The sequence below is a fragment of the Vibrio pomeroyi genome (genome assembly GCF_024347595.1).
GTDB classification, from domain to species: Bacteria; Pseudomonadota; Gammaproteobacteria; order Enterobacterales; family Vibrionaceae; genus Vibrio; species Vibrio pomeroyi.
This window is the reverse complement of the sequence record NZ_AP025506.1, coordinates 2,434,862-2,457,749: the sequence shown is the minus strand read 5'-3', so window position 1 is coordinate 2,457,749 and position 22,888 is coordinate 2,434,862. Positions and strand designations below refer to the sequence as shown.

Annotated in this window: 18 protein-coding genes; 10 read left to right on the top strand and 8 right to left on the bottom strand. The window is 43.4% G+C overall.

All coding sequences use genetic code 11. The features are described from left to right. Positions 1–48 precede the first annotated feature (48 nt). Positions 49–2,124 carry an ATP-dependent DNA helicase DinG gene (gene dinG / locus OCV12_RS10730; RefSeq protein WP_261884639.1) on the bottom strand — a complete coding sequence of 692 codons (2,076 nt, stop codon included), beginning with the start codon at positions 2,122–2,124 and terminating at the stop codon, positions 49–51. A gap of 514 nt (positions 2,125–2,638) precedes the next feature. Here dinG and OCV12_RS10725 point away from each other — a divergent pair. Further along, on the top strand, positions 2,639–3,682 hold the full coding sequence (locus OCV12_RS10725; protein WP_176680153.1) for a porin: 1,044 nt from the start codon (positions 2,639–2,641) through the stop codon (positions 3,680–3,682). A 134-nt stretch (positions 3,683–3,816) separates the two neighbouring features. On the opposite strand, the gene OCV12_RS10720 is transcribed toward OCV12_RS10725, so the two are convergent. Next, positions 3,817–4,545, bottom strand: a complete 729-nt coding sequence (locus tag OCV12_RS10720; RefSeq protein ID WP_176680152.1) for a pseudouridine synthase — start codon at positions 4,543–4,545, stop codon at positions 3,817–3,819. A gap of 320 nt (positions 4,546–4,865) precedes the next feature. Here OCV12_RS10720 and OCV12_RS10715 point away from each other — a divergent pair, with 320 nt between their 5' ends. Continuing rightward, complete coding sequence (locus tag OCV12_RS10715) at positions 4,866–7,091, top strand: NADP-dependent isocitrate dehydrogenase (protein ID WP_261884638.1); 2,226 nt, start codon at positions 4,866–4,868, stop codon at positions 7,089–7,091. A gap of 327 nt (positions 7,092–7,418) precedes the next feature. Here the strand turns inward: OCV12_RS10715 and cspD are convergent, their stop codons facing one another. After that, positions 7,419–7,640 carry a cold shock domain-containing protein CspD gene (gene cspD, locus OCV12_RS10710; protein ID WP_004736548.1) on the bottom strand — a complete coding sequence of 74 codons (222 nt, stop codon included), beginning with the start codon at positions 7,638–7,640 and terminating at the stop codon, positions 7,419–7,421. A 585-nt stretch (positions 7,641–8,225) separates the two neighbouring features. Between cspD and clpS the strand changes: the two genes are divergently transcribed. Both clpS and clpA read left to right on the top strand, forming a co-directional pair. After that, positions 8,226–8,546, top strand: coding sequence for an ATP-dependent Clp protease adapter ClpS (gene clpS, locus OCV12_RS10705; protein WP_004737430.1), 321 nt, complete (start codon positions 8,226–8,228; stop codon positions 8,544–8,546). Between the two features lie 39 nt (positions 8,547–8,585). Beyond that, complete coding sequence (gene clpA / locus OCV12_RS10700) at positions 8,586–10,859, top strand: ATP-dependent Clp protease ATP-binding subunit ClpA (RefSeq protein ID WP_176680149.1); 2,274 nt, start codon at positions 8,586–8,588, stop codon at positions 10,857–10,859. A gap of 233 nt (positions 10,860–11,092) precedes the next feature. On the opposite strand, the gene infA is transcribed toward clpA, so the two are convergent. The 3 genes from infA to aat all read right to left on the bottom strand — a co-directional run bounded on the left by infA (position 11,093) and on the right by aat (position 12,801). After that, positions 11,093–11,311, bottom strand: coding sequence for a translation initiation factor IF-1 (gene infA / locus OCV12_RS10695; protein WP_001040192.1), 219 nt, complete (start codon positions 11,309–11,311; stop codon positions 11,093–11,095). An 81-nt stretch (positions 11,312–11,392) separates the two neighbouring features. Beyond that, positions 11,393–12,091: an arginyltransferase gene (locus tag OCV12_RS10690; RefSeq protein ID WP_261884637.1), complete on the bottom strand. Its 699-nt coding sequence runs from the start codon at positions 12,089–12,091 to the stop codon at positions 11,393–11,395. Then, positions 12,091–12,801: a leucyl/phenylalanyl-tRNA--protein transferase gene (gene aat / locus OCV12_RS10685; protein WP_261884636.1), complete on the bottom strand. Its 711-nt coding sequence runs from the start codon at positions 12,799–12,801 to the stop codon at positions 12,091–12,093. Before aat ends, OCV12_RS10690 begins: the two co-directional genes overlap by 1 nt. Positions 12,802–12,854: 53 nt before the next feature. Between aat and OCV12_RS10680 the strand changes: the two genes are divergently transcribed. Next, complete coding sequence (locus OCV12_RS10680) at positions 12,855–13,310, top strand: outer membrane lipoprotein (protein WP_261884635.1); 456 nt, start codon at positions 12,855–12,857, stop codon at positions 13,308–13,310. A 162-nt stretch (positions 13,311–13,472) separates the two neighbouring features. Beyond that, on the top strand, positions 13,473–14,753 hold the full coding sequence (gene aroA, locus OCV12_RS10675; protein ID WP_261884634.1) for a 3-phosphoshikimate 1-carboxyvinyltransferase: 1,281 nt from the start codon (positions 13,473–13,475) through the stop codon (positions 14,751–14,753). Positions 14,754–14,814: 61 nt separating this feature from the next. Here aroA and OCV12_RS10670 read toward each other — a convergent pair whose 3' ends face one another. Then, on the bottom strand, positions 14,815–15,060 hold the full coding sequence (locus OCV12_RS10670; RefSeq protein WP_017630857.1) for a YciN family protein: 246 nt from the start codon (positions 15,058–15,060) through the stop codon (positions 14,815–14,817). A 439-nt stretch (positions 15,061–15,499) separates the two neighbouring features. On the opposite strand from OCV12_RS10670, the gene topA reads away from it, so the two are divergent. From topA to OCV12_RS10650, 4 genes are all read left to right on the top strand, one after another. Beyond that, complete coding sequence (gene topA / locus OCV12_RS10665; RefSeq protein WP_261884633.1) at positions 15,500–18,130, top strand: type I DNA topoisomerase; 2,631 nt, start codon at positions 15,500–15,502, stop codon at positions 18,128–18,130. A 537-nt stretch (positions 18,131–18,667) separates the two neighbouring features. Further along, complete coding sequence (gene glgC, locus OCV12_RS10660) at positions 18,668–19,885, top strand: glucose-1-phosphate adenylyltransferase (protein WP_017630855.1); 1,218 nt, start codon at positions 18,668–18,670, stop codon at positions 19,883–19,885. Further along, entirely contained in the window at positions 19,875–21,329 is a 1,455-nt protein-coding gene (glgA, locus tag OCV12_RS10655) for a glycogen synthase GlgA (protein WP_261884632.1), read from the top strand. The genes glgC and glgA overlap by 11 nt, the downstream gene beginning before the upstream one ends. Positions 21,330–21,614: 285 nt before the next feature. Beyond that, complete coding sequence (locus OCV12_RS10650) at positions 21,615–22,412, top strand: alpha/beta fold hydrolase (protein WP_017630854.1); 798 nt, start codon at positions 21,615–21,617, stop codon at positions 22,410–22,412. Between the two features lie 131 nt (positions 22,413–22,543). On the opposite strand, the gene OCV12_RS10645 is transcribed toward OCV12_RS10650, so the two are convergent. Next, on the bottom strand, positions 22,544–22,861 hold the full coding sequence (locus OCV12_RS10645; protein ID WP_017111051.1) for a putative signal transducing protein: 318 nt from the start codon (positions 22,859–22,861) through the stop codon (positions 22,544–22,546). Positions 22,862–22,888: the final 27 nt, after the last annotated feature.

Below are 22,888 nucleotides of genomic sequence, written 5' to 3'. Positions count from 1 at the left end.
GCAGGGCCTAGCGATAACTGGCCCATAACTACCTTTAGGGTAGGAAAATTAGTATTTTATTGTTCTTTTAAAAGGCGGTAGTGAGTCGAGTAGGGACTTCCCGTATCGCTTCGTGACTATGCGTCTATCAAGGATCGTGACTTTACCAGAATCTCGTTCTTTACGCAGTAGTCGACCGACAGATTGAATAAGCTTTTTACTCGCTTCTGGAACAGTTATCTGCATAAAAGGATTACCGCCACGTGATTCAATATATTCTGAATGCGCTTGTTCTACAGGTGACGTAGGAACGCCAAAAGGAATCTTGGTAATAACCAGGTTTTCAAGAAGCTCTCCTGGTAGATCAAGACCCTCTGAAAAGCTGCCAGTTCCAAAAAGAACGCTTGTTTTACCTTGGTCTATAAGCTTTTTATGTTTTTTTAGGATTTCGGTGCGTGAAGTATCACCTTGAACCTGTAAAGCCCATGACTTTTTAACGAAATCTGTTGCCAAAGCTTCTGCAACTTTATTCATTTGCCAGTAAGAAGAGAATAGAACGAGATTGGCTTTGTTGTCTTCTATTACCTTAGGCAAAATTTCAATAAGATATTCGGTAAACTGAGGCGCCTGCGGTTCGTATTTCATGGCAGGCACAATCAGCTCCGCCTGATTTTGATAATCGAACGGAGATGCCAAAGCCAGAAATTGCACGCCATCGTCTTCTTTTTGACTGATCCCCGCTTGGTGACAGAAAAAGCTGAACGAGTTGAGAGCTCTCATGGTCGCAGAAACTAACACCGCACCGACACAACGACTCCAAATCTGTTGGTCAAGCTGCCAGCCAACTTCGAGTGGTGAAACATTCACGACGAAATCGCCTTCACTCTCTTTATTGAGTTCAAGCCAGCGAGCTAAAGGCGCGCCTTTTTCGCGTTTAGGTTCGGCCATTAAGCGCCAAACTTGCGCTAGGTTTTCTGTTCTCTGTATATAGAAGCCGATTTCTGCAAGTGCAGGCTCGGCTAATTTCGCTGAAAGTTCTCCATCTTTAACACGTTCAGCAATAAGGTCAGCAATCTTCGCGACAGCCTGACTTGCTTTTTGACTCAATTGTTTGAGGTCTTTAGATTCGTTCTCTAACCATTCTGGTAAGTCACCATGTTCAAAACGGTACAATCCATCTTCAAAATGGGTGGCGTCAAACTGCTTGCTTAGCTGAGTCAGAGTAGGAATTAGCTGTTGTACAGAATCTTGCAATTCATTTCTGAATCGACCCACTCGTTTTTCATCCGCCAAGCCTGAAAGCTTGGTGATGGATTGATTTAAACGCTCTAGCCATGAGGCGGCACCTTTTAAGCTTGCCGCCGCAGACGAGTGATCTCTCGCTACGTGTGGTAAGTGGTGAGCCTCATCGAATATATAGATGCTGTTTTCTGGCTCTGGCAGTATCACGCCGCCACCTAAGTCAGCGTCTGCCATCACCAAGCTGTGATTGGCAATAATCACGTCTGCTTTATCTAGCTCTGAGCGTGCTTTTTGGAAAGGGCAGTCTCTATGAGTAGGCATACTGTTATTACAGCTGTGCTTATCACTGACAATCATTTGCCAAATCATATTGTCGATTGGTTTCGGCCATGAATCACGGTCACCATCCCATTTACCTTGAGTCAAACTGCGGTACATGGTCTGTAATTGTTCGATGTCTTTTTGCTTTGGCTTGGATTCGAACATAGCCATCTGACCACCATCAACCCCACAAGCAGCGGCTAGCTTTTCGGCACAGCAATAACGCTGTCTACCTTTGGCGAGTATAAAAGAGAACTCTCTATCAGTTAGTCTTCTATATAGAGGGAGATCTTTATTTACGAGTTGTTCTTGAAGTGCAACTGTCGCTGTTGAAATGACGATTTTTCGATTGTTGAGTACCGCAACCGGGATCGTCGCCATTAAATAAGCAAGTGATTTACCAATCCCCGTTCCTGCTTCAGCAACAATCATGCGATTACTTTTGTGGTATTGACCACAAAGTGTCTTCGCGATTTCTGCAACAAGGTAATTTTGAGCACGTCTAGGTACAAAGTTGTCCAACTGATCTTGGAGGTTTTGATAACTGGTGCGAATAGAATTTTGAATTTTAGTAGTTAGCATACTGTGACCTACGTAACGGAGCGAGGATAGTAGCACATATCACTAGTCGGTACATTTACCGTGAAATAGCTTGCTTTTGAACCAAAGGTAGATCTTGTTCACAAAAAAAAACTGAACCATCAGGAACTTAACGATTTTATTTATCTTGCGAAATATAAATATTAAAAAAGACTGGCTTGTAGGTGTTAAACTCTGATTGTTGGTTGTTTTTTAGATTGTTGGTGGTGTTTAATTCTGTTTTGTTCTTTTTTTGGGTTATTATATTTCCTGGTAAAACTAAGGATAACCTGCTCGTAAAACAATGAAAAAAAATGTAAGTCTTTGATTTTGATTGATTTATGTTTTTTTTAGGTTTGTTTTTAGTTTATTTGACACGCAGGATAATCTTTTGCAATCTAGACCTCGAAATTTAGTGACGGTGATTAACCAACAAAGAGTGGTGATGACCAGTCATAAAAAATAAAAGGGAACCGGGCAAGGATCTCCCATTCTTAGAAAAGGCAGTGGATTTATTATGAAAAAGACTCTATTAGCGCTAGCTATCGCAGCGGTATCAACTTCTGCATTCGCAGTTGAAACAAGTTCTCAAAACTCTAAGCCAATGTTTGAGTTTGAAGACATGCACAAAGACCAATTCTCAGTATCTGGTGCTTGGGGTGTTGGTGGTTACTACGATTCATACTCTGGTGCATTCTACGATGATTGGGCAACTGCTCTAACACTAGCTGTAAGCTACAAAAACAACCGTTGGGTTGGTTACTTTGAAACTGACTTAATGATGAACTACATTTCTGACACAAACGAGTCAGCTAAAGTTTCAGAAGTATACGGCGGCATCGAGTCTGGTCCAAATACTGACGTTGATAAAGCATGGTTAGGTTTTGACACTGGTTTTGGTGTTGCATCTTTCGGTTGGGAAAATGATACAGCTCTAGATAAAGTTGATGGTGCTGGTGATATGACTTACGAGTTTGGTGCTTCTGCTGGCGATGCTTCTGATGCATTCAACGTTGTTAAGTTCCAAGGTGCTACTTCTGGTTTTGCTTACGGTGTTTCTTACTTTGAAACAGACGAAAGCCACTCTGCTGCTGACAAAGGTGTGAACGGTTACGTTGGTTTCGAACACGAAATCTTCAACATCTACGCTGGTTACGAAGATCGTGACGAAGCAGATTACACGGTAACCTCTGTTTCTGGTAATGTTAAAGTTGGCGATGCTGTAAAACTAGGTTTCAATACTTGGATTGATGACGGTGAGAAAGACGCAAGCAAAACAAATGCAACAAATAAGAAGAACACTGGTTACTACCTATCAGGCGCATTCACTGCATCTGAGCAAGTAACTGTTGCTGCTGGTTACGGTGCAAACACTAAAGAGCAAGATTTTGTTGCTGACAAAGATTACAGCTACATGAACGTTGCAGTAATGTACACGCACAGCGATCGCCTAGACATGGGTATCGATATCAAGCAAGAGCTTGACGTACCACAAGGTGTTCGTGCTGAGAGCTCTGACGAAGAGACATTCGTATTCGCAGCTGCTTACTACTACTTCTAATAGTCTAACTCTTAGTTAAGTAACGCTGTAAAAGCCAGTCTTATGACTGGCTTTTTTGTGTCTGATATTTGTCAACGCATATAAAAATGGCCGCTCAAACTAGCGGCCATTTTTATATTCTCGGTATTTAGACTTTAAATCTCTTTCCACTCACCAGGCTGAAGCTGACCTACGTTCATGTCACCCATTGAATAGCGAATAAGGCGCAGGGTAGGGAAGCCGATATTTGCTGTCATGCGTCTTACCTGACGGTTGCGCCCTTCAATGATAGTAATTGCTAACCAGGTTGTTGGTATAGCGGCTCTAAACCTTACTGGAGGAGTTCTCTCCCAAACAGCAGGTTCAGACATTAACTCCACCTTAGCAGGTAACGTCATACCATCTTTTAGTTCTACACCTTTTCTCAATTTATCTAAATCTTCCTCAGAAGGTGCGCCTTCAACCTGTACCCAGTAAGTCTTTGGTGATTTTGAGTTCGGTTGAGTCAGCTTAGCTTGAAATATGCCATCGTTGGTCAAGACCAATAGCCCTTCGCTGTCACGATCAAGTCGGCCTGCGGCATAAACATCTTTAACTGGAATAAAATCAGCCAGTGTTTTTCTGCCTTCTCCATCAGTGAATTGGCTTAAGGTATCGAATGGCTTGTTGAACAAAATAACCTTGCGATCTTCGAGTGCAATTTTAGGTTTTGCGTTCGCAGGTTTCGCTTTGTATCTGTGTTTACTTGAGTGCGATTTCTTATGCGAATTACCAGTGTTATTTTTATCACCGTTTCGGCCTTGTCTGTTGCCGCTTTGTTTTAATGTGGCGCCAGAACGAGCGGGTTTGTCTGAACGAGATGCGCTGCGTGAGCGAGTAGACATGTTAACTACCTTGCAAAAATGTAAACGAAGTGTGCTGAAAAGTTTTCACTGAAACGGAATTGAGCTATCATTTGCGCGCCTAAAAGACACAAAATAGAACAAGTTTATGGACTCTTAAGCCTGATTTGTTTAATTATACCTACGTGTTTTATTATAACAACGCACTCACGGATTTGGTTCATGCTGTCATTAGATTGCATGAAAAATAAGATAGAGTACGACTATCGAGTAAGCAGTTTTCACTCATAGAGTGGCTTACTGGTCAATTTATAACATTCTCACTATTTTAAGTGAGCTTGTCAGAACTATAGGGAAATTTCATGCCTACTGAAAAACCAACTATCATCTATACCATTACAGACGAAGCTCCGGCACTAGCAACTTATTCTTTGCTGCCAATCATTCAATCTTTTACGGCTTCTTCTGGTATTGACGTTGATACTCGCGACATTTCACTTGCAGGGCGCATTATTGCCAACTTCCCTGATTACTTGAATGAAGAGCAACGTATTGGTGATGCATTAGCAGAACTAGGTGAATTGGCTAAGACACCAGAAGCGAACATCATTAAGCTTCCAAACATCTCTGCATCCGTACCTCAACTTCAAGCAACCATCAAAGAGCTACAGTCAAAAGGCTACGCACTTCCTAACTACCCAGAAGAAGCAAACACTGACGAAGAGAAAGCAGTAAAAGCGACTTACGACAAGATCAAAGGCAGTGCTGTAAACCCAGTACTGCGCGAAGGTAACTCTGACCGTCGTGCACCACTTTCAGTTAAAAACTACGCAAAGAAAAACCCACACTCAATGGGTGCTTGGTCTGCAGATTCTAAGTCTCACGTTTCAAGTATGGACGACAAAGACTTCTTTGGTAGCGAGAAATCAACAACAATCGAAGGTGCTACTGAAGTTAGCATTGAGTTTGTAGGTAAAGATGGCGCTAAGAAAACACTCAAGCCAGCTTTTGCACTGCAAGATAAAGAAATCATCGATGCGTCAGTAATGAACAAAGCTGCTTTGGTTGCGTTCTTTGAAAAAGAGATCGCATCGGCTAAAGAGCAAGGTGTACTGCTTTCTCTTCACATGAAAGCGACGATGATGAAAGTATCTGACCCAGTGATCTTCGGTCACGCGGTTAAGGTTTACTACAAAGACGTATTCGCTAAACACGGTCAGCTGTTTGAAGAGTTAGGTGTTGATGTTAACAACGGCATTGGCGACGTGTACGCTAAAATTGCGGCACTTCCTCAAGATCAAAAAGAAGCAATCGAAGCTGACCTACAAGCGGTATACGAGACTCAACCTCCACTAGCGATGGTTGATTCGGACCGTGGTATCACCAATCTACACGTACCAAGCGATATCATTGTTGATGCATCTATGCCTGCAATGCTGCGTTCTTCAGGTCAAATGTGGGATCCAGAAGGCAAGCAAAAAGATACCAAAGCAATGATCCCAGATCGCAGCTACGCGAGCATCTACCAAGCGGTTATTGATTTCTGTAAAGAGAACGGTGCGTTCGACCCAACAACCATGGGTAGCGTACCAAACGTTGGTCTGATGGCTCAAAAAGCAGAAGAGTACGGTTCTCACGATAAGACTTTCATCCTAGAAGCTGCTGGTCAGGTTCAAGTGGTTGATGCTTCTGGTGCAGTACTTCTTGAGCAAGAGGTAGAGGAAGGCGATATCTTCCGTATGTGTCAGGTGAAAGACGCACCGATTCAAGACTGGGTTAAGCTTGCGGTAACGCGCGCGCGCGCTACAGGTGTTCCAGCTGTATTCTGGCTAGATGCTTCTCGTGCACACGATGCAGAGCTTATTAAGAAAGTAGAAGCTTACCTTCCTGAGCACGATACAGATGGTCTTGAACTTAAGATTCTTGCTCCGCTAGAAGCAACTCAATACTCACTAGTTCGTATCAAAGAAGGTCTAGATACTATTTCGGTTACAGGTAACGTATTACGTGATTACCTAACTGACTTGTTCCCAATTCTAGAACTTGGTACATCAGCTAAGATGCTATCGATTGTTCCACTAATGAACGGTGGTGGTCTGTTTGAAACAGGTGCTGGCGGTTCTGCTCCTAAGCACGTGCAACAAGTAGAGAAAGAGAACCACCTTCGTTGGGATTCTCTGGGTGAGTTCTTAGCATTAGCAGCATCACTAGAGCACTTAAGCGTAGTAACTGGTAACGCTAAAGCACAGGTTCTGGCTGACGCACTTGATAAAGCCACGGGTGAATTCCTAGACAACAACAAGTCACCTTCACGTAAAGTGGGCGAGCTTGATAACCGTGGCAGCCACTACTACCTAGCAGCTTACTGGGCTAAAGCGCTTGCCGAGCAAACGGTTGATGCTGACCTAGCTGCGGAGTTCGCGGGTGTTGCAAGCCAACTGGCTGAAAGTGAAGAAGTGATTGTTGCTGAGTTGAACAACGCGCAAGGTGTTGCGGGTGATTTAGGTGGTTACTACCTACTTAATGATGCACTGGTTTCAACACTAATGCGCCCAAGCTCAACACTAAACGCATTTATTGATGCATAGTGATCGGACTCATCGTTAGTAACTCATGAACGTGATTTGTTAATGAGTTACTTAGTTTGATGGCTAAGTAATAGATAAAGTCAAAACGAGAGACGCTTTAACGGTAACGTTAAAGCGTCTTTTTTGTTCTTTTGTCATCTCCTAGGCCTGGCTTGGTAGGAACACATCCTCGAACTCATTGTTTAGTGGGGAATCTTAGAGCTCCCAAAACGAAAAAACCGCTCACGTAATCCTGTATTACAGGTATTAAATGAGCGGTTTCAATATTCTGTTTACCTGTCAGCCGTTAAGCACGACGTATGAAGGTTAACATGAGTTGGCATTCGCCTATTTTGCGGCGCTGCCTTCTACAGGAACAACAGAGCTAGCGTGCGAGCCTTTAGGTCCACTTTCTACTTCATAGTCGACCTGCTGACCAGCCTTTAAGGTTCGATAACCTTCCATTTGTATTGTGGAGTAGTGCGCGAAAATATCGCCGTCTTCACCTTCTGGACAAATAAAGCCAAACCCTTTGGCATTGTTAAACCATTTTACTGTACCTGTAGCCATGCTATACATCCCTCATGCATTTTGTTACTAACGTTGTTATATCAATTGTTGTAAGTCAGATTGATATCATTCCTATCACCTAAAGAATTTCAGCTGATAGCTTGAATCTCATACATTGCTTACGGAAATTAACGCTACCCTGCGTAATTATTCCTTATTGTTAAGTTTTAAAGCGTGTTACTGGTTTTAAATCATGTTGCAAAAATGTATTAAAAAACCTTTTAGCTCCAATGTAGCTAATGATTGAGCACAGTCAATAGCAAATTGGTATAAAATTGATCAAATTTAATAACAAATCACATTCGAGATTAACTGCAAATTATTAACTAAATAGTAACTTAGCGGTGATCTTATCGTCAGTATCAATAGTTATGGCGTCTTTTTAATCAATCACATATGTTAATCCTGTTAATCGAGATCTTTTATTTGCAGCGATGGAAATGGTGGATTAGGCTCAGTATAGAGGAATATTTTTTGGTACTGTTTCTCGGTGCAGTTTCTTAGTACACCGTAAAGCGTGAATGTGGTAAATTTGAATTAGGCAAACACTCACGACTTCCGAAAAATAACCCTTAGCAAAGCGATATGAGCAGAAACTTTGAATGGGCATCTCCAGGCTCAGATTTACTGGAGAAAGAAGCAACAAAAGTAAAGCCACCGGCAATGTATAACGTTGTGTTAAATAACGATGACTACACGCCCATGGACTTTGTAATCGAGATCCTAGAGCGATTCTTCTCACTAGATATCGAAAAAGCAACGGAAGTGATGCTCAAGGTTCATTATGAAGGTAAAGCTATATGCGGCACGTACAGTGCTGAAATAGCGGAAACAAAGGTAGCGCAGGTCACGATGTACTCAAAGGAAAATGAGCATCCGCTACTATGTACAATGGAGCAAGTATAAATTGCTCGAACAACACTGTTGTTCCCTTAGGAGGTACTTATGCTAAATAAAGAATTAGAGTCGAGTTTAAATGGCGCATTTGCTCGTGCGCGAGACAAGCGACATGAGTTTATGACTGTCGAACACCTCCTACTAGCATTATTAGAAAATGATGCGGCCAAGGAAGCGCTCCAAGCTTGTCAGGCTGATCTCGATGCTCTTCGCAATGAGCTCGATATTTTTATCGATCAAACGACCCCACTTATCCCTGAAAGCGACGAAACTCGTGAAACTCAGCCAACATTGAGCTTTCAACGAGTACTTCAGCGCGCTGTTTTTCATGTTCAATCTTCAGGTCGCAGCGAAGTAACAGGTGCAAACGTACTTGTGGCTATTTTTAGTGAGCAAGAGTCTCACGCGGCGTATCTTCTTAAGAAAAACGACATCAGTCGCTTAGACATCGTTAACTTCATCTCACACGGCATTACTAAAGCCAGCAACGAAGGCGATAGTGCTTCATCATCGGATTCATTTGGTGGTGCAGAAAATGCTGAAGAAGCAAACTCCGAAGATCGTTTAGAAAATTTCGCGACCAACCTTAACGAAGTTGCGAAGCAGGGTAATATTGACCCTCTAATTGGCCGTGACAAAGAGCTTGAACGTACTATTCAAGTCCTATGTCGTCGTCGTAAGAATAACCCTCTACTAGTGGGCGAAGCGGGTGTAGGTAAAACTGCCATCGCTGAAGGTCTTGCGTGGCGCATTGTTGAAGGTCAAGTGCCTGAAATTATTCAGAGCAGCGTGATTTACTCTTTAGATATTGGTTCACTGCTTGCGGGAACGAAATATCGTGGTGATTTTGAGAAACGTTTTAAAGCGATTCTTAAGCAACTCGAGAAAGAAGAAGACGCGATCCTATTCATCGATGAGATCCACACCATTATTGGTGCGGGTGCAGCATCGGGCGGTCAGGTTGATGCCGCAAACTTAATTAAGCCGCTATTAAGCAGCGGTAAGTTACGTTGCATCGGCTCAACAACTTACCAAGAGTACAGCAGTATTTTTGAGAAGGAGCGTGCGCTATCTCGTCGTTTCCAGAAAATCGATATTGTTGAACCATCATTAGATGACACGACTAAGATTCTGATTGGTCTTAAGCCAAAATACGAAGCTCACCACGAAGTACGTTACACCAACAAAGCGTTGCGTGCGGCTGTGGAACTGTCTGCTAAATACATAAACGAACGTCACCTACCTGATAAGGCGATTGACGTAATTGATGAAGCAGGCGCTCGTAGTCGTTTAGCACCAGCAAGCCGTCGTAAGAAAACGGTAAGTGTGGCTGATATTGAGTCAATGGTTGCGAAAATGGCGCGTATTCCTGAGAAGTCAGTATCGTCTTCAGACAAAGATACGCTGCAGAAACTGGATGACCGCATGAAAATGTTGGTATTCGGACAAGACCCAGCTATCGATGTATTGAGCGAGGCGATCAAGCTAACTCGTGCAGGGCTAGGTGCAGACAATAAACCGGTTGGTTCATTCCTATTTGCTGGTCCTACTGGTGTCGGTAAAACCGAGGTTACGGTTCAACTGTCTAAACTGATGGGCATTGAGCTGCTGCGCTTTGATATGTCTGAGTACGGTGAACGTCACTCAGTGAGCCGTCTAATCGGTGCTCCTCCTGGTTATGTTGGTTATGACCAAGGTGGTCTACTGACTGACGCGGTAATCAAGAATCCACACTCTGTTGTGCTACTTGATGAGATCGAAAAAGCGCACCCAGATATCTTCAACCTGTTACTGCAGGTGATGGATAACGGCACACTAACTGATAACAACGGCCGTAAAGCGGATTTCCGTAACGTGATCTTGGTGATGACAACCAATGCTGGTGTTGCTGAAACTGAGAAGAAATCGATCGGCCTGATCCAACAAGATCATGCACCAGATGCGATGGGCGAAATTAAGAAGGTATTTACTCCTGAATTCCGTAACCGTCTTGATAACATCATTTGGTTCAACAGCTTGGATCCAAGTGTGATTAGCCAAGTAGTCGACAAGTTCATTGTTGAGCTTCAGGTTCAACTGGACGCACGTGGCGTATCTCTAGAGGTTTCTGAAGATGCTCGTCACTGGTTGGCAGACAAAGGCTACGACAAGACCATGGGCGCTCGTCCTATGGGACGTGTGATTCAAGAGAAGCTTAAGAAGCCTCTTGCGAATGAATTGCTGTTCGGTAGCTTGGTTGATGGCGGTACGGTGAAAGTATCTCTGAAGAAAGACGAACTTGACTTCATCTATGTTGGTGCAAAAGAAGAGGTTATGCACTAACTAACTGATGGGTAGTTCAAAAGCTTAACTATAAAACGCATGACTTAGGTTGTGCGTTTTTTTATGCTTGCGAGATGCGAGATGCGAGATGCGAGATGCGAGATGCGAGATGCGAGATGCGAGATGCGAGATGCGAGATGCGAGATGTAAAGGGCAATGTTCAGGCGATAAAAAACGGAGCATTAAGCTCCGCTTCTTATTGTATCCGCTAATTAATAATTAATAATTAATAATTAACGAGCACGGAAGACGATGCGGCCTTTAGAAAGGTCGTATGGAGTCATCTCAACAGTTACTTTATCACCAGTAAGAATACGGATGTAGTTCTTACGCATTTTACCAGAGATGTGTGCTGTCACTACGTGACCGTTTTCAAGCTCAACACGGAACATTGTGTTTGGTAGAGTATCAAGGACAGTGCCTTGCATCTCGATTACGTCTTCTTTAGCCATCTAATCCTCTTTCGAAATTTGGCGGTTTTCAACGGCTTGATTGTGCCGTTAAAATCAAAATATGTAAAGTTGTCGCGTATTCTACCCTTGCCACCGCTGATTTACTAGCCTTTGATGACGTTGAAATCGTACTTTATAGTTCATCGCAGGGCATTCATCGATTTGATAACCCAAATATAACCACTGTTTTTGCTCTTTCTGGGCATGTTGGATCTGGAATAGAACGCCAAGTGTTCCCATGGATATATCGATATCAGGATCGAAGAAGGTATAAAACGCGCTGGTGCTATGAGCCATAACATCGGTAACCGCGATTCCGATTAACTTGTTCTCGTCATAGATATGCATAAACTTTGTTGTAAGCCACTCATTTTGTGAGAATTGTAGAAACTCTTCCTTCTTTGGTGGGTACATAGTGCCCGAACGATGGCGAGCGGTAATATAGCGGCTATATAAATCGAACCAGTTGTCATCCATCGTGTCTTTTAGTTCCCAACGAAGTGACTTTGCCTTGTTGAGGACGCGTCGTTGGCTCTTAGAAAACTTAACTTCTGGAATAGAAAGACGAATGGCTTGGCACGCTGAGCAATTATCGCAATGTGGCTTATAGATCGTTGACCCGCTACGACGAAACCCGTTGGCAAGTAGAACTTCATAGTTATCTGAGGTGTGCATGTGTTCATCAAGCGTGACTGCCACTCTTTCTTCGAGGTGAGGTAAGTAGCTGCAAGCGTGATTGTCGGTTAATCCAATTCTGATTTGTTGTAAATCTGGATTCATTAAGGCGTTTCCTCTAGCCATTGGCTTTCAAAGCATGCATCGTCAACGGGCGTTTCTTTGAGTGACTGTAGAGAGCTCAGAAATTCGTCTCTCTCGACCTCGATAGCGCCTAAGGATTCCAAGTGAGGATTCATAACTTGGCAATCGATGAGCTTGCCACCGAATCGGGTAAAGTGTTTACAAAAGTACCATAGCGCAATTTTAGAGGCATTGGTCTTCAAGCTAAACATCGATTCACCGCAAAAGACTTGGCCTCTTTGTAAGCCATAAAGCCCGCCGATCAGTTCATCGCCTTGCCACACTTCAACGGAATGACAGAATCCTAATGAAGCGAGTTCACAATAGGCTGACTGCATGTCATTGTTCAGCCACGTTTCTTCTTCAGGCCTTAGTGACGAGCAGTAACCAATCACTTTGTCAGTCGCTTGGTTTATGCTGACACGATAATTGTGTTTTCTTTGAAACTTTTTAAGACTTTTTGACGGTTCAAATGTCTTAGGATTAAATACCGCTCGCGGTGCTGGGCTCCACCAAAGTATAGGCTCACCTGGGCCATACCATGGAAATATACCTTGGCTATAAGCATTTAAAATTCGCATTGGTGACAAGTCACCACCAAAGGCGAGCAGACCGTTGGGTTCATCAAGCGCGTCGAAGGGCGAAGGAAACTCTATACTAGTAGTATCAAGTTCGGTTAGGTATATAGTCATAAGTACCGCGTTACAGATTAATCACTGACCAAGAGGTCTTTAGGAGTTTTACCATGAAGAAGTTGCTTTGGATTTTACTTGTTTTGCCCATGTTGGCAAATGCAGCTTACAACAGAAACGAAGCTCGACCAGTGAACGAAGTCGTTTATGGTGAGATCGATACGGTTAGATACATCACTCAACAAGAGATCGCTGAATCGAAAGCGAATGGTTGGGAAACCTTATTGGGTGCTGCGATCGGCGGCTTGATCGGTAACCAGTTTGGTGGTGGTACCGGCAAAGAAGTAGCGACGGCTGTTGGTGCTGTGGCTGGTGCAGGGATTGCTCGAAATCGAGGCAATACACAATATAAAATCGAGTACAAACTTGTCGAGTTATTGGTCAAAACCAAAGACAACAAGTTAGTTAACATCATCCAAGATGTCGATAATTCGATGTTGTTTAACCGAGGCGACGATGTGCGAATTCTGTATTTTTCCGATGGCGTACGTGTTGATCTAGCGTACTAGTATGTAAATACGATTGATTGGCTAATTAATCACCTTTATAAGGGGGATTAGCTCTGGAGTTCGTCGGAAAAGTTCGTTAGTCTGCAAGTACGAAGAATTATTCATCACCCGAAAATAAATACGCGCCAGTGACTTCGGGTGGTACAAGGACTATAAGATTTAATGGAAAGCCTTACGTTACAACCAATTCAAAAAGTGAGTGGGGAAGTTAACCTACCTGGCTCAAAAAGTGTTTCTAACCGTGCACTTCTTTTGGCTGCACTTTCAACTGGAACGACTCGCCTAACAAACTTGCTAGACAGTGATGACATTCGTCATATGCTGAATGCCTTGACTCAACTAGGTGTTAATTATCAGCTGTCTGCTGACAAAACTGTTTGTGAAGTAACAGGTGTTGGTGGTGCATTCTCAAGCGATAAAGCCCTTGAACTTTTCTTAGGTAACGCAGGTACGGCGATGCGCCCGCTTGCTGCAGCATTGTGTTTAGGCCGTGGTGAATACGTTCTGACAGGCGAGCCTCGTATGAAAGAGCGTCCGATTGGTCACTTAGTAACGGCACTACGAGAAGCCGGCGCTGAAGTCGAATATCTAGAAAACGAAAACTACCCACCATTGAAGATCACAGGTACTGGTCTTAAGAGTGGAACGGTTTCAATCGACGGTTCTATCTCTAGCCAGTTTTTGACGGCATTTTTGATGGCCGCACCGTTAGCTGACGGCGAAGTGACCATCAAAATTGACGGTGAATTGGTTTCTAAACCTTACATTGATATCACGCTACACATCATGAAACAATTTGGTGTGGACGTGATCAATAACGATTACCAAGAGTTCGTGATTCCGACTGGTCAATCTTACACAGCTCCGGGTGACTTCTTAGTTGAAGGCGATGCATCTTCTGCTTCTTATTTTCTTGCGGCAGCAGCGATTAAAGGCGGCGAGATCAAGGTGACGGGTATTGGTAAAAACAGTATCCAAGGTGATATCCAATTCGCTGATGCCCTTGAAAAAATGGGTGCTGAAATCGAATGGGGTGATGACTACGTTATCTCTCGTTGTGGTGAGCTGAAAGGCATTGATATGGACTATAACCATATTCCTGATGCTGCGATGACTATTGCGACAACGGCTCTGTTTGCGAAAGGCACAACGGCTATCCGTAACGTCTACAACTGGCGTGTGAAAGAGACTGACCGTTTGGCTGCGATGGCAACCGAATTACGTAAAGTCGGTGCTGAGGTTGAAGAGGGTGAAGATTACATCATCGTTAACCCAGTTACTGAACTGACACACGCGGCGATTGATACCTATGATGACCACCGCATGGCGATGTGCTTCTCACTAGTGGCTCTGAGCGACACGCCTGTGACCATTAATGATCCAGGTTGTACGTCAAAGACATTCCCTGATTACTTCGACAAGCTGAAAATGCTGAGTCAATAAAATACGAAGTATATAAAGGTTCAGGAAGTAAAAAAGCTTGCCTAAATGGCAAGCTTTTTAATTATTGCTGAAGCGTAAACTCTTTCGAAAGATGGTGCGCTAAGTATTTAAACATGTTAAACACTGCGGTTGTATTCTCTGTCGGCATTCCATTGCTGTCTAGGAAGTATTCACCTTTGAAGATGAGTACATCGTCTTTCTCTACTACGCTGTTTGTGCGCATGCCTTCAATGTAGTCATCATGTGATTGGATAATTTGGTTTGCGATAAGCAGTAAATCAAATTCTGCTATTACTTTCTTTGTCATGAGTTTATCTCTGATAACTGAATATAACGTTGAGTTTATGGTGTCGAACTAGAAATTCAATGATTTCACAACCGATTAAGAGAGTCTTTTCGGATATCCACAATTTATTTTGTGATTTACGGCAAAAATAATTGAATGGGGCTCGCGTTAGATTCGCGGACAAGCTTAGTATGAGCCCGTTTAGACGTAATGCCTGATGAATAGGCTCTTGCAAGTATTCTTAATGAGTACTTTATAGCTTCTTTATATTGTGCCCCTTTTATCTATGAGTCGTCGAATTGTCGAGCGATCAGATCCAATTTTGAAAAAAGCGGTTGATCTTCTAGTAATCTCGCACAATAGTAAAAAAAGAAGCAATGAATTTAGAATATCATGCGTAAAAGCCCACAAGTTAAATTGTTGGTGCTGAAGCATCGTGATTAAGGACGTTAGAGTCAATATGGGTAAATCGCTCGTTATAGTGGAGTCGCCGGCCAAGGCTAAAACTATCAATAAATACCTTGGCAAAGACTTTGTCGTTAAGTCGAGTGTAGGTCACGTACGTGATTTACCAACGGCTGGTCAAAGTACTGGTAAAAAGGCTGCTGCAGTTTCAACAAAGGGTATGAGCCCAGAAGAAAAAGCTCGTATCAAGAAAGAAAAAGATCGCAAAGCTCTTATCAAAAAAATGGGTATCAACCCGTATAAAGAGTGGGAAGCGAACTACCAAGTACTGCCTGGTAAAGAAAAAGTCGTTGCTGAATTGCAAAAACTGGCTGAGAACGCAGACCATGTTTATCTCGCAACCGATTTGGACCGCGAAGGAGAAGCTATCGCATGGCACCTTCGTGAGATCATCGGTGGCGATGAAACGCGATACAAGCGAGTGGTTTTTAACGAAATCACCAAGAATGCTATTCAACAAGCTTTCGAAACTCCTGGTGAGTTAAATATTGATGGCGTAAATGCACAGCAAGCACGACGTTTTATGGACCGTGTTGTTGGCTTTATGGTGTCACCTCTGCTTTGGAAGAAAGTAGCACGAGGCCTATCCGCTGGCCGTGTTCAATCAGTAGCTGTAAAACTATTGGTAGAGCGTGAGCGCGAGATTAATGCCTTTATCCCTGAAGAGTTCTGGGATGTGCATGCTGATACAAAAACAGCAGAAAAAACCGACTTCAGACTGCAAGTTGCACAGAAAGACGGTGTTGCGTTTAAACCTGAAAATGAAGCGCAAACTCAAGCTGCAGTTAGTGTTTTAGAAAAAGCGCAATACGAAGTATGTAAACGTGAAGACCGCCCAACGAAGAGTAAGCCGTCGGCACCTTACATTACATCGACACTGCAACAAGCGGCGAGTACGCGTCTTGGTTACGGCGTAAAGAAAACCATGATGCTGGCTCAACGTCTGTATGAAGCGGGTTACATTACTTATATGCGTACTGACTCGACCAACTTGAGTTCAGAAGCGGTAGAAGCGGCTCGTGAATACATTGGTTCTGAGTTTGGTGCTCAATATCTTCCACCGAAAGCACTGGCATACGGCAGCAAAGAGGGCGCTCAAGAGGCCCACGAAGCGATTCGTCCTTCAAGTGTGGATGTTAAGTCGGAAGATCTAAACGGCGTAGACGCAGACGCACACAAGCTTTACTCGCTGATTTGGAATCAATTTGTTGCTTGTCAAATGACACCTGCGCAATACGATTCAACAACAGTGAGCGTTAAGGCTGACGAATACACGCTAAAAGCGAAAGGTCGTATTCTTAAGTTTGATGGTTGGACTCGCGTTCAACGCCCAATGGGTAAAAACGAAGATACGATTCTTCCAGCAGTTCAAATTGGCGATAAGCTTGACCTGATTGCTTTAGACCCTAAGCAGCACTTCACTAAGCCACCCGCTCGTTTCACTGAAGCGGCGCTTGTTAAAGAGCTTGAGAAGCGTGGTATCGGTCGTCCTTCAACGTATGCATCGATCATCTCGACGATCCAAGATCGTGGTTACGTGAAAATTGAACAACGCCGTTTCTATGCTGAGAAGATGGGTGAGATTGTTACTGACCGTCTAGATGGCAGTTTCAATGACCTAATGAACTATGACTTTACAGCTCGTATGGAGCAAAAGTTAGACCAAATTGCTGAAGGCGAAGCAAGCTGGAAAGGCGTGCTGGATAACTTCTTTGAAGACTTCACTGGCGATTTGGAAAAAGCGGATCTTGATGAAGACGCGGGCGGCATGAAGCCAAACCACATCGTAGAAACTGATATCGAGTGTCCGACTTGTGGTCGTAAAATGGGTATCCGTACTGCTTCGACAGGCGTATTCTTAGGCTGTTCTGGCTATGCACTTCCACCTAAAGAGCGTTGTAAGACAACGATCAATCTTGGTGACGAAGAAGGCATTATCAACGTGCTTGAAGAAGACGTTGAAACAGCAGCACTTCGAGCTAAGAAACGTTGTCCTATCTGTGAGACGGCAATGGATGCTTATCTGATTGATGATAAGCGCAAGATGCACGTATGTGGTAACAACCCTAACTGTGAAGGTTATGTGGTTGAGCACGGTGAGTTCAAAGTGAAAGGCTACGATGGTCCGCTTGTTGAGTGTGACAAGTGTGGCTCTGATATGGTTCTAAAGAATGGTCGTTTCGGTAAGTACATGGATTGTACCAATGACGATTGTAAGAACACTCGTAAGATTCTAAAGAATGGCGAAGTTGCGCCACCAAAAGAAGACCCAGTGCACTTCCCTGAACTTCCATGTGAAAACTCAGACGCGTACTTCGTGCTTCGTGACGGTGCTTCTGGTCTGTTTATGGCGGCGAGCAATTTCCCTAAATCACGTGAAACACGTGCACCATTAGTGGAAGAGCTGGTTCGTTTTAAAGACCGCATTTCACCTAAGTTCCAGTACCTGACGTCAGCACCAGTTGCTGATCCTGATGGTAAGCCGGCAGTGGTTCGTTTTAGTCGTAAGACAAAAGAAAACTACGTTCGTACTGAAGTAGATGGAAAACCATCTGGTTGGACCGCTCTGTATATCGACGGTAAATGGGAAGTTACGGATAAACGTAAAAAGCCCAAAGAAAAGTAACTGAAGATTAATCGATTAAAAAAGCAGCCACTGGCTGCTTTTTTTTGATCTCAATATGACTAATTATGCAACTTGTTGAGTTGGTCTTTCGTCTGCGAGAATTTATTAAATTCACACCGTAAAATAAATGATGGCAATTAATCAAATCTTCTTATGCAACTTTAACGAGAATGTAACTTAATTAAAATATTGTAAGTCACAGATCAGTGTTTAGTTGTATACCTGATGTGTGTCGGGTGTTAATGTAATGTTTCGCTCAGACGGTGTAATGTGAGCTGCTTTAAGTCTTAGGAAAGCAATCAGCTTACGTAGCACAGAATGGCGTATTAAAAATTGAAATCGGCAGGAAAGTCGATAACGTATATAAAACCAAGTGCAAAGAATAGTGCACGGACAACAACGTTTGGCTTAGGATACTGTCACTGTATGTGAATGGATATTCGCTAAGTACCGAAATAAGTGTTGGTGCTCATCCCCCAGAGGAAGATACCTCTACGAGCACTGACATCGACAAGCTATAAATATATGGAGAATAAAATGGCTGGTGTATTGGGAATGATTCTTGCTGGTGGTGAAGGCTCTCGCTTAAGACCTTTAACTGAATCTCGCAGCAAACCCTCGGTTCCTTTCGGTGGTAGCTACCGCTTAATTGATTTCGCTTTGAACAACTTCGTTAATGCTGATCTTATGAAGATCTATGTATTAACACAATTCAAGTCACAATCTCTGTTCCACCATATGAAAAAAGGTTGGAATATCAGTGGCATAACAGACCGTTTTATCGACCCAATTCCTGCGCAAATGCGTACGGGTAAGCGTTGGTATGAAGGTACTGCGGATGCTATCTATCAAAACCTTCGCTTCATGCAGTTGGAAGAACCAGATCAAGTTTGTATTTTTGGTTCAGATCATATTTACAAAATGGACATTAAGCAGATGCTTGATTTCCACAAAGAAAAGAAAGCTGCGCTAACGGTTTCTGCACTGCGTATGCCGCTTGCTGAAGCATCAGAGTTTGGTGTTATCGAAGTGGATGCGGAAGGTCGTATGATTGGTTTTGAAGAAAAACCAGCTAACCCTAAGTCAATTCCGGGCGACCCAGAATCTGCGCTTGTTTCTATGGGTAACTACGTATTTGAAGCAAACGAGCTTTTCGCTGAGCTTGTTGAAGATGCAGATAAAGAAGATTCGACGCACGACTTCGGCAAAGACATCATTCCAAACATGGTTCCACGCGGTGATGTGTTTGTTTACGACTTCAGCACGAACCGTATTACTGGTGAGAAAGAAGAAGTTTACTGGCGCGATGTAGGTACGATTGACGCGTACTGGCAAGCTCACATGGACCTTCTTGAAAAAGATGCGCCATTCTCTCTATACAACCGCAAGTGGCCACTACATACTTATTACCCGCCATTACCACCTGCGACGTTTACTGATTCGGCAAATGGCCGTGTTCAGATCATCGACAGCTTAGTGTGTAACGGTAGTTACGTACGCGGTTCTCGTATTGAGAAGTGTGTACTGGGTTTCCGCAGCAATATCGCATCAGCGTGTGATATTAGCGAAAGTATCTTATTGGGCGATGTGAAAGTGGGCGAGGGCTGTGTACTTCGTCGTGTTATCGTTGATAAAGATGCAGACATCGCACCTGGTACACAGATCGGCGTTAACCTGAAAGAAGATAAAAAGCATTACCACGTCTCTGACGATGGTGTAGTAGTTATTCCTAAAGGAGCACGAGTTGGTTACTAAGACTCTCTCGGTACTTTTTGTAGCGTCTGAAGTTGAAGGCTTGATTAAAAGTGGTGGCTTGGCTGATGTAGCCAAGGCACTGCCGAAAGCGTTACAAACACTCGAACAGGACGTTCGAGTGACCATCCCCGCTTATCGCAACATCCCAAATATTGATTCAGCAGAAGTCATCTTAGCGACTGAGCTCGACCATTGGCCTCATACCGCTTATCAAGTAAAAAAACTGAGTGTAGAAGGCGTTCAAGTCTTTGGTATTGAATGTGCCAAGTATTTTGACCGTCCAGAAATGTATGCAGAAAATAATCAAGCTTACGCTGATAACGGAGAGCGTTTCTCGTTCTTCAGTGCAGCGAGTCTCGATATGCTTCCTAAGCTTGGCTTCCAACCTGATATCATTCACGCGAACGACTGGCATACTGGTTTTGTACCTTTCTTGCTTAAATCGCGTTACCAACAGCACGACTTCTTTGAAAATACGCGCAGTGTTATCTCAATTCACAATGCGGTTTTCAAAGGTGTGTTCTCTTACGATGAGTTGCAGTCTCTTCCTGAGATGCACAGCTACAATGTTCCAGAAGCTTCGGTAAGTGATACTCATGTCACCATGCTAAAAGCCGGTGTGATGTGTGCAGACAAAGTGAATGCAGTAAGCCCAACCTATGCAGAAGAGCTCAAAACTGAGCTGGGCAGCCATGGTATGGCGGCAGAGTTTCAACACAGGTCTTCTGACTTAGTCGGTATTCTGAATGGCTGTGATTACGGCGCTTGGAACCCTGAAACGGATGCTTTCTTGCCTCGTAAATACAAAGCAACTAAGCACAGCATGGTTCGCGGAAAGTCAGCTTGTAAGCAAAAACTGCAACAAGATGTTGGTCTGCCAGTCATCGATTGCGCTGTGTATGGCATGGTTTGTCGTCTGACAAATCAAAAAGGCGTGCATTACTTATTGCCTATCATTGAGCAGTTTTTGAAGAACGATCTTCAGATCGTGATTGTAGGAACAGGCGATCCGGTGTTGGCGAGTCAGTTGAAAGAACTATCGGCACTTCACTCAGACAAGTTCTCGTTCGTAGAAGCATACAACAACGAGCTAGCGCATTTGGTTGAAGCGGGCTCCGATTTCTTCTTGATGCCTTCCGAATTCGAACCTTGTGGTTTAAACCAGATCTACAGTATGGCTTACGGTACTTTACCGATTGTTCGTTCTGTGGGTGGTTTAAAAGACAGTGTGAATGATTACGACCAGGCTCCTGAGGTAGCGACTGGATTTGCTTTTGAAGAGCCGACGCCACAAGCGTTATTGGCTGTACTGCATCGTTCATTACTGCTTTATGCACAAAATCCATCTGAAATTAAGCGTGTTCAGCTTTATGCGATGCAGAAAGATTTTAGTTGGGAAGATGCAGCAAAAGAGTATCTTGCGATGTATCACTCTGCATTTTAACAATCTGTTTTAGCTACTAAAGTTAGCGGATGCACAGCAATTGTCTTTAATGAAAAAGGCGCTCTCACAATAGGGTGCCTTTTTGTTTTCTAGTCAGATCACATCACGTTTACAAAGACAAAGCTTGCAAACTCATTTTAGTCAGGTAGAAAAGGTGGGGTTGGTATTCACATGACTAATGACAGGTTTGACACTATTATCACTTAAAGTTCTTAATTGCGTGATATCCTTAGTCATCGCCTCGTGATGAGGCATAGCTCCATTTTAATTATTAAAGCGATAGGTATGTCTGAGAGTTTATTATTTCATAAAACATTTACTCACCCTACGAGCGATGAGTGGGTTGTATTTGTGCATGGCGCAGGAGGCAGCTCCTCTATCTGGTTTAAACAGATTAAAGCGTATAAGCAGCACTTCAACTTGCTTCTCATTGACCTGAGAGGGCATGGTAAATCAGACAACATACTTAAAGAGCTGATTTCGAATCGCTATACGTTCAAATCGGTCACGCTCGATATTCTTAAAGTGTTAGATCATCTTAAAATCCGTTCAGCACACTTCGTGGGCATGTCTCTTGGGACTATTATTGTTCGTAACGTTGCAGAGCTAGCAGCAGGACGTGTTCGTTCAATGGTTCTTGGTGGGGCGGTAACCAAACTCAATACTCGTTCGCAAGTGTTGGTCAAACTCGGTAACCTGAGTAAGCACATCATTCCTTACATGTGGCTGTATAGCCTGTTTGCTTACATTGTGATGCCGCAAAAAAGCCAGAAAGAATCGCGCCACTTGTTTATCCGCGAAGCCAAAAAGCTTTGTCAAAAAGAGTTCAAACGTTGGTTCATCCTGACGGCCGATGTAAACCCTCTGATGAAGTACTTTAAAGATAGAGAGCTACCAATCCCGACTCTCTACTTGATGGGAGAACGTGACTACATGTTCATCAAGCCCGTTAAAGAAATGGTTGAGGCACATGAGTCGAGTGAACTGGTTGAAATCGCAAACTGCGGTCACGTGTGTAATGTTGAAAACCCTGAAGAATTCAACCAACATTCTATCGAGTTTATCCAAAAGCAAATCCAGTGATTTTTTAGGTTCATTCTCTAAGCCGAGAGTTAAATCGAATTGAAATAAAAACGGGAAGCTAACTTAGTTAGCTTCCCGTTTTTTATTTGGAGGAGGTATCTGACCGAATCTCAGACTGTCGTCGTAAGATATTATTCAGGAGAAGCTGCGCCACACTGCCAACAAGAACCGAATTGCGCTTCATTGACTTCATGACACTCACCACAACGCCACTCTTCATAGATGATCGAATCTTGTTGTTTTTGGTAGTCATTGACAATAGTGCGAGCTTTACTGGCCAATTCTGGCTCATATAGCCATACGTAAGGGTCAGTTTCTTCGGTAAATGGGATTTCCCCTTTTAAACCAAACAAACCTTCACCACGGACTTCACACGCAATATTCTCACTTTCTAACAACCCACAGATGATATGGGCTTCTGTTGGATTCGATGCACTGAAGATTTTCATTGAGATAGAACCTTATTCGGCTTTAGG

Excerpts from the sequence above, each read along its gene's own strand:
- glgC (WP_017630855.1), top strand. The coding sequence starts at position 18,668 with ATGGCTGGTGTATTGGGAATGATTCTTGCTGGTGGTGAAGGCTCTCGC.
- clpS (WP_004737430.1), top strand. The coding sequence starts at position 8,226 with ATGAGCAGAAACTTTGAATGGGCATCTCCAGGCTCAGATTTACTGGAG.
- OCV12_RS10725 (WP_176680153.1), top strand. The coding sequence starts at position 2,639 with ATGAAAAAGACTCTATTAGCGCTAGCTATCGCAGCGGTATCAACTTCT.
- OCV12_RS10680 (WP_261884635.1), top strand. The coding sequence starts at position 12,855 with ATGAAGAAGTTGCTTTGGATTTTACTTGTTTTGCCCATGTTGGCAAAT.
- aroA (WP_261884634.1), top strand. The coding sequence starts at position 13,473 with ATGGAAAGCCTTACGTTACAACCAATTCAAAAAGTGAGTGGGGAAGTT.
- topA (WP_261884633.1), top strand. The coding sequence starts at position 15,500 with ATGGGTAAATCGCTCGTTATAGTGGAGTCGCCGGCCAAGGCTAAAACT.
- OCV12_RS10670 (WP_017630857.1), bottom strand. The coding sequence starts at position 15,060 with ATGACAAAGAAAGTAATAGCAGAATTTGATTTACTGCTTATCGCAAAC.
- OCV12_RS10720 (WP_176680152.1), bottom strand. The coding sequence starts at position 4,545 with ATGTCTACTCGCTCACGCAGCGCATCTCGTTCAGACAAACCCGCTCGT.
- cspD (WP_004736548.1), bottom strand. The coding sequence starts at position 7,640 with ATGGCTACAGGTACAGTAAAATGGTTTAACAATGCCAAAGGGTTTGGC.
- dinG (WP_261884639.1), bottom strand. The coding sequence starts at position 2,124 with ATGCTAACTACTAAAATTCAAAATTCTATTCGCACCAGTTATCAAAAC.
- clpA (WP_176680149.1), top strand. The coding sequence starts at position 8,586 with ATGCTAAATAAAGAATTAGAGTCGAGTTTAAATGGCGCATTTGCTCGT.
- OCV12_RS10715 (WP_261884638.1), top strand. The coding sequence starts at position 4,866 with ATGCCTACTGAAAAACCAACTATCATCTATACCATTACAGACGAAGCT.
- infA (WP_001040192.1), bottom strand. The coding sequence starts at position 11,311 with ATGGCTAAAGAAGACGTAATCGAGATGCAAGGCACTGTCCTTGATACT.
- aat (WP_261884636.1), bottom strand. The coding sequence starts at position 12,801 with ATGACTATATACCTAACCGAACTTGATACTACTAGTATAGAGTTTCCT.
- OCV12_RS10650 (WP_017630854.1), top strand. The coding sequence starts at position 21,615 with ATGTCTGAGAGTTTATTATTTCATAAAACATTTACTCACCCTACGAGC.
- OCV12_RS10645 (WP_017111051.1), bottom strand. The coding sequence starts at position 22,861 with ATGAAAATCTTCAGTGCATCGAATCCAACAGAAGCCCATATCATCTGT.
- OCV12_RS10690 (WP_261884637.1), bottom strand. The coding sequence starts at position 12,091 with ATGAATCCAGATTTACAACAAATCAGAATTGGATTAACCGACAATCAC.